Consider the following 15,285-nt stretch of genomic DNA (forward strand, 5'->3'; position numbering starts at 1 on the left):
AACCAACCCCCTCGGTCAATCCGCGCCCAAGTGTCTCAGCCCGGCACTCGAAGGGTCGAGTCGGACCCACCTATCCCTTTAGGGCCTGTCTCAGGGTTTGTCTCAGGGAGAGTTCAGGCGAGATCCGGGGTGCGCCGGATCCACGGAGGTGACGCTGGGTCATACGCTGAGCCGCGTGACACTCATCGCGACCGAGTCGCTCACCAAGACGTACGGCGGCCGGGTCACCGCGCTGTCCGACCTAACGGTCAGCGTCGAGCCGGGGATCATCGGGCTGGTCGGCGCCAACGGCGCGGGCAAGTCGACCTTGATCAAAATCCTGCTCGGGCTGCTGCCACCGACGTCCGGCCGGGTGCACGTGCTCGGTCTGGACCCGACCGTCGATCCGATGGGAGTCCGGGCCCGGGTCGGCTACATGCCCGAACATGACTCGCTGCCGCCGGACCTCAGCGCCGCCGAACTGGTCACGCACCTCGGCCGGATGAGCGGCCTGCCGAAGACCACTGCCCGTGAGCGCGCCTCCGAGGCGCTGCGGCACGTCGGCCTCTACGAGGAGCGCTACCGCCAGGTCGGCGGCTACTCGACCGGCATGAAGCAGCGGGTGAAGCTGGCCCAGGCGCTCGTCCACGATCCCGATCTCCTGCTGCTCGACGAGCCGACCAACGGCCTCGACCCGGCCGGCCGCGACGCCATGCTGGCGCTCGTGCAGCGGATCGGCACCGAGTTCGGCATCTCCGTGGTCGTCTGCTCGCACCTGCTCGGCGAGGTCGAGCGGATCTGCGACCACCTGATCGCGATCGACGGCGGCAAGCTGCTGCGCTCCGACAACGTCTCCGCGATGACCACCTCGACCGACGTGCTGGTCGTCGAGGTCAGCGAGGGCAGCGAAGAGCTCGAGCAGCGGCTGCTCGAGATGCGGCTGCCGGTCACCCGCGACGGCCACGCGCTGCTCGTACCCCTGGAAGACGATCTGACCTATGACCGGATCCTGACCGCGGTGGCCGATCTCGACCTGCCGCTGCACCGCCTCGACCAGCGCCGCCACCGGGTGGCCGAGCTCTTCGCCGACCGGGAGGCCGCGCATGTCTAGCCCCGCGGGTGTCATCCATGACATCGGATACCAGCGGTACGAGGGCGAGCGGCTCGGTCGTGGCGACGTGTTCCTCGCGCTCTACGCGGCCAGCCTGCGCACCGCGTTCGGACTGGGCCGCAGCTTCAAGGCGAAGATCTTCCCCTGGATCATCGTGGGCGTGGTCGCGATCGTCGGCATCGTCATCATGGCGATCCGGGCGCAGACCGGCGAGGTCGTCATCAAGTACGCGGAGCTGCCTGAGGTCCTGGGCACCCTGATGGTGCTGTTCGTGGCGATCGCCGCACCGGAGCTCGTCTCCCGCGACCTGCACAGCGGCGTGCTCCCGCTCTATTTCTCGCGCCCGCTGCGCCCGGCCGACTACGCGCTGGCCAAGCTGTCCGCCCTGGTCACCGCGATCGTGCTGGTGTGGGGCGGTGCGCAGGTGCTGGTCTTCATCGGGGCCGCGTTCTCGGTCAAGGGCTTCGGCAACGTGATGAACGAGTTGGCCGACGCCGGCCTGGGCGTGGTCTACACGGCGCTCTACGCGGTCGTCTTCGGCAGCATCGCGATTCTGGTCGCGTCCCTGCTGAAGCGACGCGCGGTCGCGGCGGCGGCGATCGTCGGCTCGTTCCTGATCACCGGGCCGATCGTGGCCATGTTCTACATCCTGCCGTCCGAGACGGCGCACCAACTGGCCCAGTTGTTCAACCCGGCGAGCCTGGTCGGCGGCGTCGGTGACTGGCTCTTCGAGCCGTCGAGCTCGAACGAAGAGCTGGGAATCGGTCCCTTCGGGCCGCTGTACGCACTGGTCGCGCTCGGTCTGATCGCACTGTGCGTGACGCTGCTCATCGCCCGCTACCGGAAGGTGTCGAAGTCATGACCCTCGAAGTCACGGGCGTGTCCCGCTGGTACGGCAACGTGGTCGCCGTCAACGACGTGACCATGACGCTCGGCCCCGGGGTGACGGGTCTGCTCGGCCCCAACGGCGCCGGCAAGACGACGCTGCTGCACATGATGGCCGGCTTTCTGGCACCCTCGCGCGGCACGCTGACCGTCGACGGCGAGCCGACCTGGCGCAACCCGGCGGTCTACCGCAAGCTCGGCCTCGTCAGCGAGCGCGAGTCGGTGCACTCGTACCTCACCGCCCACGAGTTCGTGCTCGTCAGCGCCAAGCTGCACGGGCTGACCGATCCCGCGGCGGCGGCCACCCGTGCGCTCGACCTGGTCGAGATGGCCGAGTTCCAGGACCGCCGCATCGGCACCTACTCCAAGGGCATGCGGCAGCGCACCCGCGTCGCGGCGGCGCTGGTGCACGAGCCCGACGTGCTGCTGCTCGACGAGCCGTTCAACGGCATGGACCCACGGCAGCGGATGCACATGATGGATCTGCTGCACCGGCTCGGCACCGCCGGCCGGACCATCCTGTTCAGCTCGCACATCCTCGAAGAGGTCGAGCAGCTCTCCGGCACCGTGCAGGTGATGGTCTCCGGCCGGCTCGCCGCGTCCGGCGACTTCCGCACGATCCGGCGACTGATGACCAACCGGCCGCACGTGTTCGCGGTGCAGTCGACCGACGACCGGCGGCTCGCGGTGGCGCTCATGCACCAGCCGTCGGTCAACGGCGTCGACCTGGGCCGCGAAGGACTCACGGTGCGGGCCGGCGACTACGGCAGTTTCACCCGGGCACTGCCCCGGATCGCGCTCAAGGAAGGCATCCGGGTGCGCCGGCTGCTGCCCTCCGACGAGTCTCTCGAAAGCGTCTTCTCTTACCTGGTGGAGGCCTGATGTCCACGGTCGCCTGGATCACCACGCGCGGCCTGCTCGGTCGGCGCCGGTTCCTGCTGCTCCTGCCACTGCCGATCCTGATGATCGGGGTCGCGCTCATCCCGCGTTTCGAAGGAGTCAGCCCGCAGGAGTGGGCCCAGCCCGTCCTCGTCGCGATGGGCTTCACCACGTTGCTGCCGATCGTCGCGCTGATCGTCGGCACCGGCGTGCTCGGCGCGGAGATCGACGACGGCACGATCACGCACATCCTGTCCAAGCCGCTGGCGCGCTGGCGGATCGTCGTGCCGAAGCTGCTGGTGGCGATCGCGGTCACGGCCGCCAGCGCGGCGGTCCCCTTCTACATCGTCGGCGCGCTGGCCTCCGGCCCGCGGCTGGGCATCGGCCTGGTGGTCGGCTCCACGGTCGGCGCCGTGCTCTACTCGACGATCTTCGTCGCGCTGAGCCTGATCTCCCGGCGCCCGGTGCTGCTCGGCCTGGTCTACGTGATCATTTGGGAGGGCCTGCTGTCGAACCTGGTCAGCGGGACCCGGGTGTTGTCGGTTCAGCAGTACGCGCTGACCATCGCCGACAAGGCCTCGGCATCGGACCTCCTGAACGGCAACGTGTCGTTCGCGGTGGCGGTCGTGATGAGCATCGTGGTGACAATCGGCTTCCTGGTGCTGGCCATCCGCAAGCTGAGCTCGTTCTCGGTGACGGGGGAAACCAGCTAAGGCAGCGCGCTCGGCACCAGCCATTCAGGTAGTGAGCGTAGGAGCGCGACCAGGATCGAGATGACGATCCCGGTGAGGAACATGAGACCGAGACCGGTCAGCCCGGAGTATCGCTTGGGCTGGCCGGTCTTCTTGTCCGGCGCGGGCGACACGGGCTCGGCCCACGGTCGTTCGACTCGTAGCCACAGCAGCATGCCGAGGCCGAACGGGAGCCCGCCCAGGAAGAACCAGAACCAGCGGGTGCCCAGTTTCGGCGCCGGCCCCTGGATCAGGATCGCCAGGCAGAGCAGGGCGAGGATCGTGGCCAGCACGGGCGGGAAATAAGGCACCGGATTGCCCTGGCGATCCGTCGGCAGGAGCCGGGCCAGGTCGTCGGACCGGGTCGGTGGACTGACGACCGAGAAGTCCGACCCGGGTTGGATGGGTTGAAGCTGCCCAGGCTCCGTCGGCACACCGTCGAGCGAGTAGCCCGACCGAGGATCGCCGGCCGGGACCTGCGCGTAGTGCACCCGGCCGAAGCCCGTGCGCCAGATGAAGACCTGTGGGGCCGCGTCGCCGCTGTAGGTGAACGGCACCGCGGTGAACCAGAGCAACGAGCCGTTGGCGTCGCCGAACGAGTCGGCCCATTGATAGGAGACGACCCTGTCGGCCGCGGCGTCGGCCTCGGCCCGCTCGAACGTGGCGGCCCGGGGCGCCACCCACCACGCGGCGGCGGCCCAGACCACCCAGAGCCCGACCAGGGCGAGCCGGAGCACCGGGAACACCCGTGACGGGGCCCGCACCGCATCTACGACCGTCATGACGCTGATGGTCGCAGCAGGGTGCGACAGCTTTCAATCAGCCGGTGTTGCGCATCCCCGCCGCGATGCCGTTGACCGTGGTCAGCAACGCCCGCTCCAACGCCTGGCCGTCGCCGGGGCCGCGTCGACCGCCCGGAGCCGTGGCCACCGCGCGGCCGGCCGCGCCCGAGTCGCGGTACTGCCGCAGCAGGGCGACCTGGAGGTGGTGCAACGGCTCCAGGTAGGTGTCCCGGACCGCCAGCGTGCGCTGGAGCACCGTGTTGTTCTCCAGCAGCGCGGGGGAACCGGTGATCGCCAGGACCTCGCGCTTCGTCAGCTCGTACTCCTGCTCGATGACCTCGAAGATCCGCCGCAGCGGCTCCGGGACCAGTGTGTCGACGTAACGCCGCGAGATCGACAGGTCGGTCTTGGTCAGCATCATCTCCACGTTGGACAGGAACGTCCGGAAGAAGTGCCAATCGCCGTGCATCTCGGCGAGCACCGGCGCGAGACCGGCGGCCCGGGCGGCCTGCAGCCCCGAACCGACGCCGAACCAACCCGGCACGATCTGCCGCGACTGGGTCCAGCCGAACACCCACGGGATCGCCCGCAGCCCGCCGAGGCCGGCGTTGGCGTTGGGGCGCTTGGCCGGGCGGGAGCCGATGTTGAGCGCGCCGAGCAGCTCGGTCGGCGTCGAGGCCCAGAAGTAGTCGGGCAGATCGGGATCTTCGACCAGGGCGCGGTACGCGGAGAACGCTGCGGCGGACACCTCGTCCATCGCGTCGTCCCACTTCGACAGCATCTCCAGCGGCTGGCGCGGCTCGGTGTGCAGCAGTGTCGCCTGGAGCACCGCCGCCACGGTCAGCTCCAGGTTCTCCCGGGCCAGCGCGGGCAGGGTGTATTTGTCGGAGATGACCTCGCCCTGCTCGGTGACCTTGATCGAGCCGTCCAGCGTGCCGTAGGGCTGGGCCAGGATCGCCTCGTGGGTCGGGCCGCCGCCCCGGCCGACGGTGCCGCCGCGACCGTGGAAGAGCGTCAGGCGTACGCCATGCCGGGCTGCGACGTCGCGGAGCGCGCGCTGGGCCCGGTGGATCGACCACTGCGAGGTGGTGATGCCGGCTTCCTTGTTGGAGTCGGAGTAGCCGAGCATGACCTCCTGCACGTCACCGCGCGCCCGCACCAGCGCCCGGTAGGCCGGCAGCGACAGCAGCTCGTCAAGGATCTCGCCGCCGGCGGTGAGCTCGGCGGGCGTCTCCAGCAGCGGCACGAAGCCGACGTCGGCGCGGTTGTTGTGCACGTCGACCAGGCCGGCCTCGCGGGCCAGCACGGCCGCGGCGAGCACGTCGTCGACGCCGAGGGTCATCGAGATGATGTACGACTCGATGACCTCGGGACCGAACCGGTCCTGTGCCTCGCGGATCGCGGTGAACACGTCGAACGTCTTGCGCGCGGCATCGGTGAGCGCGGTGCCCACGCCCGCCAGCGGGCGACGCCCGGACAGCTCGGTGGCGAGCAGCTTGGTGCGCTCGTCGCGGGGCAGCGTGCGGTAGTCGGTGACCTCGCCGACGTGGCCGTAGAGCTGGGCCAGCACCGCGTGGTGCGCCTCGGCGTGCTCGCGGATGTCCATGGTGGCCAGGTGCAGCCCGAACGAGGACACCGTGCGGATCGCGCTCGCCAGCTTGCCTACGGCCGTGAGCTGACCGGCGTTGCGGGCCAGCGAGGCGCGCATCAGCTCCAGGTCGGCGATCAGGTCGACGGTGCCGCGATAGTCGCGCCCCGGGACGTGGGCGGTGCCCCGCGACAGCCGGAGCCGGGTGTTGGCCAGCTTGGCCTTCACGCAACGGGCCTTCAGCCGGTACGGCTCCTCGGCGTTGACCCGGCGGAACCGCTCGGCGACCTCGGGCAGGTTGTCGAGGTCGCGGGCCAGGCTCGCGGACAGGTCGAGGGACACGCCGCGCAGCCGCCGGGACACCGAGACCTCGTTGATCAGGTCGTCGAGAGCCTGCTCGGTGGCCTGGATGCCGTGCTCGTACTGGATGAGGAGCACGTCGCGGGTGACCTTCGGGGTGACGAAGGGGTTGCCGTCGCGGTCGCCGCCGATCCAGGTGCCGAAGGTCAGCGGACGCGCGGTCGGCGAGGTCTCGATGCCCAGCCGGCGCAGCGTGTCGGCGAGATCGTCGAGCACCTGCGGCGCGGCGTCGGCGTAGAGGTCGCGCAGGTAGTAGATGGCGTTGCGGGCTTCGTCGGTCGGATCGGGCCGGTCGAGGCGCAGCTCGTCGGTCTGCCAGAGCAGGTCGAGCAGCTCGGCCAGGCGCCGGTCGTCGGCGTGCGGCGGGGCGCCGTAGAGCACGCTCTCGGCGGCCTCGGCGTCGAGCTCGTCGGCGATGCCGCGCAGCTTCGACAGGATGGACCGGCGGGCCGCCTCGGTCGGGTGCGCGGTGAACACCGGCCGCACGGCGAGCCGCCGCCCGGCCGCCGCGATCTCGTCGGCCGGCACGCCGCGCTCAGCGATCAACTTGGCCGCCTGGTCGAGCCAGCCACCGGCGGTCGCCCGCCGCCGCCGCAGCTCCCGGGCGCGGTGCACCTGCTCGGTGATGTTGGCCAGGTGGAAGTAGGTGGAGAAGGCCCGGGCGAGCTTGGTGCCGGTCGTGACGTCCATCGACGAGAGCCGGGTCGCGGCGGCCTCGGCGTCACTGCGGACCAGGGCGCGGATCTCCTCGACCAGGTCGAGCAGCGGGCGCCCTTCCTGGCGGGCCAGGGTGTGACCGAGCAGCGTGCCGAGCCGGCGGATGTCGGCTCGCAGCGCGGCATCTGGGTCGTCAGGAGTGGTCGGCACAACGGGGTCGGACACGGGTGCGCTCCTTACGGCGGTGCGGGGCGGACAGCGCTGTCCCGTGCATGATGATGCTACCTGCGCCAACTGGACCGGCGGGCGGTGTGGCCGTTGCCTCCTGGGTGGTTAATCCCGTTTGCGAGGGTGACTAACCTGCCCTCATGGAGTACCCACCGAAGCCTCGGCCCGGGTCGCGCGTCGCGGTGATCTCCCCGTCGGCCGGCCTGCCAGCGATCTTCCCCGAGGTGTTCGAGCTCGGGCTGCGCCGCATGCGCGACGAGTTCAAGCTGGAGCCGGTGGAATTTCCCACCACCAGGGTGCTGGGCGCAGCACCGGCGGACCGCGCCCGCGACGTCATGGCGGCGTTCGCCGACCCGACGATCGACGCGGTCGTGGCGACCATCGGCGGCGACGACCAGCTACGGATCCTGCGCTATCTGGACCCGGCGGTCCTGCGCGCCAACCCGAAGCCGTTCTTCGGCTACTCCGACAACACCACCCTGCTCAACTACCTCAGCGGCCTCGGCATCGTCGGCTACCACGGCGCCTCGGTCCTGGTGCAGTTCGGCCGAGCGGGCTTCATCCACCCGCTGACCCGCGACTCACTCTCGGCGGCGCTGTTCCACTCGGGTTGGTTCGACCTGGCCGCGTCGCCGGACTACACGGACGAGCCGGTCGACTGGCGCACTCCCGATTACGAGAGCGCCCAGAACACCATGTTTCCCTCGGCGGGCTGGCGCTGGCACGGCACGAGCGCCTCGGTGACCGGGCGGCTGTGGGGCGGCAACATCGAGGTCCTGACCTGGCTGCTCGCGGCCGACGTGGTCGCCGCCCCGCCGCCGGGCGCGGTCTTCTTCATGGAGACCTCGGAAGACATGCCGCCGGCGACCGAGGTCTACTACATGCTCCGCAACCTCGGGGAGCGTGGCTGGCTGACCGACGTGCCGGCCATCCTGGTCGGCCGGGCCAAGTGCTGGGACATCGGGAACCGGCTGGCACCTGACGCGAAGCGCGCGTACGCCGACGACCAACGCGCGGCGGTCCTGCGAGCGGTCGGCGAGTACGCCCCGGACGCGGTGGTCGTCCTCGACCTCGACATCGGCCACACGGACCCGCAACAAATCCTCCCGTACGGCGGCGAGGTCCGCGTCAACGCCGAGGAGCGCACGATCTCCGTCCGCTATTGAGCCATGAGTCTCGCCCAATCGCGTGACGACTATGACCGTGATCAATTGATAGCCTCCTGAGTGATCGTCGCAGCTGCGTTGGTCAACTGAGGAGTCTCGGCCATGCCGATCGAGAAGGCCGTTTTCAATGCTGTCGGCCCCGTCGCGAAAATGCTGTGGACCAAGTTCTTCGCCCAACCACAGGGCGCCGGGCTGGCGACCAAGACTCCCAAACTCGACAGCAGGCTGCCGTTCACCAAGCCCAAGACCAGCCTTGACGGGGCCGATCTCGACCGGCTGACGACCAAGTTGGCGAGCCGGCTGGACGAGATGCGAAAGGCGGAGTTCCCCGATCTCGCCGAGGGGGATGTCGCCGTCGCGATCGAGCGGGTCGGGCGGGCGCTCGAGCGCGTCGCGCCGCTCGACGCGACCAAGCTGTTCGAGCTGGACCTGCGGCCCGAGCGGCTGGCGAAGCTGGTCATGCAGGTTCCGCGAAACGCCGAGCGGCGCGCCGACATGGGCTCCGGCGGTCGGTTCTTCGATCGAATCCTCGATCTGGTCTGCGTGCACATCGTCGAGTTCTTCACCACCCGACCGGAGTTCGAGCGTCGTGCGGCGGTGGAGCAGATCCGGCGCTCCGGCACGCCGGCGAGCAGTTCCGGCCCCACGTCGGCGCGGGCGGCCGACTACATCGCGTTCGAGCGGCAGTACGCCGATTCGGTCGTACGGCGCATGAACAAGGTCAGCTTCTACGGCCTGCGCAGCGGCGGCTATCCGGACGAGATGTCGCGCGATCATCCGCTCGATTCGACGTACGTCCCGTTGCGGGCCGCGCCGACCACGCCCGGCGGGAGGGCGGAGTCCGCGCTGTCGGCAGGTGCTTCGCCGCTCGAAGAGGTGCTGGGAGACAACCGGCGTCTGATCATCACCGGGTCGGCGGGCACGGGCAAGACGACGGCGATGCAGTGGCTCGCGCTGTCCGCCGTGGGACACGTGGACAACTCCCTGTCCGCGAGATTGCGGGGCGTGATGCCCTTCTTCCTGCCGATCAGGACGTTCACCGAGGCGAAGGCGTTCCCCGATCCCGAGAGTTTTCTCCTGCCCATCGCTCCGCATTCCGCCGGAGCGATGCCGCACGGCTGGGTCCACGACTGCCTGCGCAGCGGGCGCGCGGCGGTGCTCGTCGACGGCATCGACGAGATACCCAAGCCCCGCCGCCAGGCGGCGGTGAAATGGGTCGCGAGCTTGGTGGAGGAGTTCGAGAACGCGCGATTCGTCGTGACGTCTCGGCCTGCCGCCCTCGAATCCGCCTGGTCGAGTCTTCCCGGCTTCGCGGGCTACGAGTTGACGCCGGCGTCACCCGACGACGTCCAGGCGATGCTCCGCAGTTGGTCACAAGTCGCCGACCTGGACCCTTGGGCGAGGGAGGCGACCGACGAGCTGACGGAGCTGGCGGGGTCACGACCGCACCTGGCCCGCCTTCTGGGTAATCCCGCTCTGTGCGCACTCGCGTGGAGGTTCGCCGCGCACGGCTCGGGTAGCAGCGTTCCCGCAGACGTCATGTCGTTGTGTGACGCGAGCGTCAATCTCTTCGTGAGTCGTCGGGACATGGCACGCGGCCTTTGGGCAACCGAGGACGTCTGGCTCAACGTGCGCGAGCATCGCTATCTGCTGGCTTCCATCGCCTGGTGGATGACCCGCAACGGGCTCGAATCGGCGCCGGTCGCCGCCGTCATCGATCAGATCGCCCAGGAGCTGCCCCGGGTCTATCCGCAGGCGGGTAGCAGCGGTCCCGACCAGCGGGAAGCGGCGGAAAGGGTCCTGCGGTTCCTGCTGGTCAGGTCCGGGTTGGTCGGCCGCGTCGCCGACGATCGGATCGGTTTCTCGAACGACACCATTCGGGACTACCTGTCAGCGGTCGGCGCCCTCGGCCGCGGAGACGCCAGCATGCTCGCCAATGACGCGCCGAACGGTCGATGGGAGCAGACCACCGTGATGGCGACCGCCTTGGAGCCCTCGCTGGTCGACCTCCTTCTCTCGCGAGCACAGGACGGTGGGGCCGATCGTCCGGATCTGCTGAGGCTGCTCGGTGCTGCCCTCGAAATGGGTGGTCGCGCGCCGGCCGGCGCCTTCGAGCAAACGGTTGCCCGGCTTGTTCCGCCGGCCGACACGAGCGAGGCGGGCGTGCTCGCGGCGTGCGGTCCGGCCGTTCTGCCGTTGCTCGCCGCGTTGCCAGACCTTTCCGAAGCACAATCGGCGGCGGTGATCAGGACGGCCGCCCTGATCGGCGGTCCCGCCGCCCTCGACCTGATCCGTCGCCACCGCTCGGACGACCGGCCATCGGTGGTGGCGGAGTTGGTCCGTGGCTGGCCGAGGTTCGATCCGGAGACCTACGCCCGGGAGGTCCTCGCCGAGGCCGCTCTCGCCGCCCAGTCGCTGCGGGTCGACAGCGAGGTCCTGCTTCCCCACCTGCGCTTCCTCACGCAACTGACGAGGCTGCGATGCACGGGTGATCTCGACCTCGGCAAGCTCGACCGCCCCTCCGCGTTGGACACGGTCGAGATCCGGGACAACTCGGTGCTGACGTCGGACGACCTGCGTCCACACCTCGACGGGCTGACGACGTTGATCCTGGAGAACTGCCCGGCCTTGACGGACCTCTCGGTCCTGGACGGCGCGAGGCTGCTGCGGCTGTGTGTCCGCGACTGCGCCGTCGACCTGCGGACGATACCGCCGGGGTGCACCGCCGAACTCGAACTCGAGCTTCAGGCATCTGGGTCGCTCGCGGACCTGCCCGCCGCGCTTCCCCTGGTACGGCTGGCCTGGCCTTCGACCTCGGCGCAGGTGCGGGATCTTGGCCTCGTCGCGCGGTATCCGTCCCTGCGGGATCTGACCACCTCGGGCTGGCCGACGCTGGCGGAGTTCGCGGTGCTGGCCGCGCTGCCGGATCTACAGGCTCTGGAGATCAACGGCGCGGTCATCGACGACTTCGCGCCGCTCGCCGCGCTGACGAACCTTCGCCGGCTCCGCGTCTCGTACTACGTTGCCCCGTCCGACCCGTCGCCGATCGGGCGGCTTGCCCACCTCGGTCGGCTGTGCCTAGAAAACCGGGGGATCGGCCCAGCATCATTCGACGAAGCCGCGATTGGCACGAAAGCCAAGGTCACGTTGCGGTAGGGAACAAATCGGACACGTACGTCGTTCTATCTGCGGCAGGAAACGCAAACGCGGGTTGTCGTACGCCCGGCGTACGCTTAGAACCGCACGTCGCACCCCCCGTCCTTGCCGGTCGGGGGGCCGTCCTGCGTGCCCGAAAGGATCATCCATGCTTCAAGGTCTGCTGGCCGCGGCCCTGGGTGACGCGGGGTTGGCCCGTGCGCGCGACCTTGCCCGGGCCGGTTTCCCCGACGCTGACGGGCTCGATCTCACCGCGCCCGCCGCCCTGCGCCCGTTCGTGGTCGCCGCTGTCGCGGCCGCCACCGACGGCGCCGATCGACCCGTGCTCGCTGTCACCGCCACCAGTCGCGAGGCCGACGACCTGGCCGCCGCGCTGGGCAGTTTGCTTCCCGAGGACCAGATCGTCAGCTATCCCGCCTGGGAGACGCTGCCCCACGAGCGGCTCTCGCCCCGTTCCGACACCGTCGGGCGTCGGCTCGCGGTCCTGCGCAGGTTGGCCCACCCCGAGGGCAACCCGGTCAAGGTCGTCGTGGCCCCGGTGCGGAGCATGCTTCAGCCTCAGCTCAAGCGGCTCGGCGACCTCGAGCCGGTCGCCCTGAACGCCGGAGCGGACGCCGATCTCGACGAGGTCGCGCACCGGCTCAACGACATGGCGTACGCCCGGGTCGACCTCGTCACCAAGCGCGGCGAGTTCGCCGTACGCGGTGGGATTCTCGACGTCTTCCCGCCCACCGACGAGCACCCCTCCCGCGTCGAGTTCTGGGGCGACCAGGTCGAGGAGATCCGCACCTTCGCCGTCGCTGACCAGCGGACCATCGACAAGGTCGAGACGATGTTCGCCCCGCCGTGTCGCGAGTTGCTGCTCACCGACGCGGTCAAGAGGAAAGCGCGAGCCCTCAGCGAGAAGCACCCGGAGCTGCTCGAGATCCTCGACAAGCTGGCCGAGGGCATCCCGGTCGAGGGCATGGAGTCGTTGGCGCCGGCGCTGGTCGGGGTCGACGAGCTCGAGCTTCTGGTGCACTGCATGCCCAGGGACACCCACGTGCTGCTCTGCGACCCCGAGCGGATCCGCACCAGGGCGCACGACCTCGTGCGCACCAGTGACGAGTTCCTCCAGGCCTCCTGGGCCGCGGCCGCCGTCGGTGGTCAGGCGCCGATCGACCTCGGTGCCGCGGCGTTCAAGACGTTGGCCGAGGTGCGGCACGCCGCCGCCGAGTTGCGCCAGCCGTGGTGGTCGGTTTCTCCGTTCGGCCTCGTGGAGAGCGCCGTCGAGGCGGGGCCGCAGCCGTGGGAGGACCCGGTCGAGGCGGTGACCGTCACGCCCGACGCCGGTGACGCGATCGCGCTGTCCGCCCAGCCGACCACGCTCTACCACGGTGAGACCGCGCGGGTGATCAAGGACGTCGAGGAGTGGCGGGCCGCCGGCTGGGCGGTCGCGCTGGTCTTCGAGGGGCACGGGCCGGCTCAGCGGGCCGTCGAGGTGCTGCGCGACGCCGGTCTGGGCGCGGTCCTGACCGAGGGCATCGACACGCCACCGGCAAAGGGAGAGGTGCTGGTCACCTGCGGCGGGCTCAACCACGGGTTCGTCGACGAGGCGTCCAAGCTGGTCGTGCTGACCGGCAACGACGTGACCGGCGGGCGCGGCGCGACCACCCGCGACATGCGCAAGATGCCCAGCCGGCGGCGCAACACGATCGACCCGCTGGAGTTGCGCAACGGCGACTTCGTCGTGCACGAGCAGCACGGCATCGGCAAATACGTCGAGCTCGTGCAGCGCGTGGTCAACGGCGCGAGCCGGGAATACCTGGTCATTGAATACGCGGCTTCCAAGCGCGGCCAGCCCGGCGACCGGCTCTACGTGCCGACCGACCAGCTCGACCAGTTGTCGCGCTATGTCGGCGGGGAGACCCCGGCGCTGCACAAGATGGGCGGGTCCGAGTGGCAGAAGGCCAAGACCCGGGCCCGCAAGGCCGTCCGTGAGATCGCAGCCCAACTGATCCAGTTGTACGCGGCCCGCAAGGCGTCGAAGGGGCACTCGTTCGGCCCGGACACGCCGTGGCAGCGGGAGCTGGAAGACGCGTTCCCGTGGACCGAGACGCCCGACCAGCTCTCGGCGATCGACGAGGTCAAGCGCGACATGGAGCAGGCGATCCCGATGGACCGGCTGATCTGTGGCGACGTGGGTTACGGCAAGACCGAGATCGCGGTACGCGCGGCGTTCAAGGCCGTGCAGGACGGCAAGCAGGTCGCGGTGCTCGTGCCCACGACCCTGCTGGCGCAGCAGCACTACAACACGTTCTCCGAGCGGATGAACCAGTTCCCCGTCCAGATCCGGCAGCTCTCGCGGTTCCAGACGCCCAAGGAGGCCGAGGAGACGCTCGACATGGCGGCGTCCGGCACGGCCGACATCGTGATCGGCACGCACCGGTTGATCCAGTCGGCCACCCGCTTCAAGAACCTCGGCATGATCGTGGTCGACGAGGAGCAGCGCTTCGGTGTCGAGCACAAGGAGCGGCTCAAGTCGCTGCGCACCTCGGTCGACGTGCTGACGATGTCGGCGACGCCGATCCCTCGTACCCTCGAAATGGCCATCACCGGCATCCGCGAGATGTCGACGATCGCCACCCCGCCCGAGGAGCGGCACCCGGTGCTGACCTTCGTCGGCGCGCAGGACGACCGCCAGGTCGCCGCGACCATCCACCGTGAGCTGCTCCGTGACGGGCAGGTCTTCTACCTGCACAACCGGGTCGAGTCGATCGACCGGGCGGCGCGCCGGCTGCGTGAGCTGGTGCCCGAGGCGCGGATCGCGGTGGCGCACGGCCAGATGGGCGAGGACGCCCTGGAAAAGGTCATGGTCGGCTTCTGGGAGAAGGAATACGACGTCCTGGTCTGCACCACGATCGTCGAGTCCGGCATCGACATCCCGAACGCCAACACGCTGATCGTGGAGCGGGCCGACCTGCTCGGCCTGGCCCAGTTGCACCAGATCCGCGGCCGGGTCGGCCGGGGCCGGGAGCGGGCGTACGCCTACTTCCTCTACCCGCCGGACAAGCCGCTGACCGAGCACGCGCACGAGCGGCTGGCCACCATCGCCCAGCACACGGAGCTCGGCGCCGGCATGTACGTGGCGATGAAGGACCTGGAGATCCGCGGCGCCGGCAACCTGCTCGGTGGCGAGCAGTCCGGGCACATCGAGGGCGTCGGGTTCGACCTCTACGTGCGGATGGTCGGCGAGGCCGTGTCGGCGTTCAAGGGTGAGAAGCCCGAGGAGGACTTCGACTTCAAGATCGATCTGCCGGTCGACGCCAACCTGCCGCACGACTACATCGCGGTCGAGCGGCTGCGCCTGGAGATGTACCGCAAGCTGGCCGAGGCCCGCACCACCGAGAAGCTCGACGAGATCGTCGCCGAGCTGACCGACCGCTACGGCGAGCCGCCGGAGCCGGTCCAGAACCTGGTGGCGATCGCCCGGTTCCGCCTGGTGATGCGTGCGCAGGGGATCACCGACGTCTCGGTGCAGGGTCGCCACCTGCGGTTCTCGCCGATGCCGTTGCCCGACTCGCGGCAGTTGCGGCTCAAGCGCTACCACCCGGACGCGGTCTACAAGTCGGCGACCGACCAGGTCAGCGTCCCGCGCCCGACCACCCGCCGGATCGGCGGGGAGCCGCTGCGCGACCAAGCCCTGCTGCAATGGTGCGAGCAGTTGGTCAAGGACGTCCTGGGGTGAAAACGCGGCGGGTACGGACTCGTGAGAGAGTGTCGA

9 protein-coding genes are annotated in these 15,285 nt (G+C 69.7%); 7 read left to right on the top strand and 2 right to left on the bottom strand.

Annotated features, from left to right (window positions below):
- The first annotated feature begins 175 nt into the window (after positions 1–175).
- The 4 genes from BLV39_RS06035 to BLV39_RS06050 are packed head-to-tail and all read left to right on the top strand — an operon-like array spanning position 176 to position 3,567.
- A complete protein-coding gene (locus BLV39_RS06035) occupies positions 176–1,090 on the top strand; it encodes an ABC transporter ATP-binding protein (RefSeq protein WP_090788209.1) in 915 nt (304 codons plus the stop codon).
- The gene (locus tag BLV39_RS06040) at positions 1,083–1,952 is read left to right on the top strand and encodes an ABC transporter permease subunit (RefSeq protein ID WP_090788211.1); all 870 of its coding nucleotides are present in this window, start codon (positions 1,083–1,085) and stop codon (positions 1,950–1,952) included. The genes BLV39_RS06035 and BLV39_RS06040 overlap by 8 nt, the downstream gene beginning before the upstream one ends.
- Positions 1,949–2,857, top strand: a complete 909-nt coding sequence (locus BLV39_RS06045; RefSeq protein ID WP_090788212.1) for an ABC transporter ATP-binding protein — start codon at positions 1,949–1,951, stop codon at positions 2,855–2,857. The genes BLV39_RS06040 and BLV39_RS06045 overlap by 4 nt, the downstream gene beginning before the upstream one ends.
- Positions 2,857–3,567, top strand: a complete 711-nt coding sequence (locus BLV39_RS06050) for an ABC transporter permease (RefSeq protein WP_090788214.1) — start codon at positions 2,857–2,859, stop codon at positions 3,565–3,567. Before BLV39_RS06045 ends, BLV39_RS06050 begins: the two co-directional genes overlap by 1 nt.
- Here BLV39_RS06050 and BLV39_RS06055 read toward each other — a convergent pair.
- Positions 3,564–4,367 (bottom strand): hypothetical protein, encoded by an 804-nt coding sequence (locus tag BLV39_RS06055; protein ID WP_143049654.1) that lies wholly within the window; start codon positions 4,365–4,367, stop codon positions 3,564–3,566. The two genes, BLV39_RS06050 and BLV39_RS06055, sit on opposite strands and share 4 nt — an antisense overlap.
- Before the next feature lie 37 nt (positions 4,368–4,404).
- Complete coding sequence (gene ppc, locus BLV39_RS06060; protein ID WP_090788218.1) at positions 4,405–7,182, bottom strand: phosphoenolpyruvate carboxylase; 2,778 nt, start codon at positions 7,180–7,182, stop codon at positions 4,405–4,407.
- A gap of 158 nt (positions 7,183–7,340) precedes the next feature.
- Here ppc and BLV39_RS06065 point away from each other — a divergent pair, with 158 nt between their 5' ends.
- The 3 genes from BLV39_RS06065 (at position 7,341) to mfd (ending at position 15,249) form a co-directional block, all read left to right on the top strand.
- Entirely contained in the window at positions 7,341–8,366 is a 1,026-nt protein-coding gene (locus tag BLV39_RS06065; protein ID WP_090788220.1) for a S66 family peptidase, read from the top strand.
- Between the two features lie 102 nt (positions 8,367–8,468).
- Positions 8,469–11,522 (top strand): NACHT domain-containing protein, encoded by a 3,054-nt coding sequence (locus tag BLV39_RS06070; protein ID WP_090788223.1) that lies wholly within the window; start codon positions 8,469–8,471, stop codon positions 11,520–11,522.
- 148 nt (positions 11,523–11,670) lie between these two features.
- A complete protein-coding gene (mfd, locus tag BLV39_RS06075) occupies positions 11,671–15,249 on the top strand; it encodes a transcription-repair coupling factor (RefSeq protein ID WP_090788225.1) in 3,579 nt (1,192 codons plus the stop codon).
- The last annotated feature ends 36 nt before the right edge of the window (positions 15,250–15,285 follow it).

The organism is Asanoa ishikariensis (assembly GCF_900107455.1).
Lineage (GTDB): Bacteria > Actinomycetota > Actinomycetes > Mycobacteriales > Micromonosporaceae > Asanoa > Asanoa ishikariensis.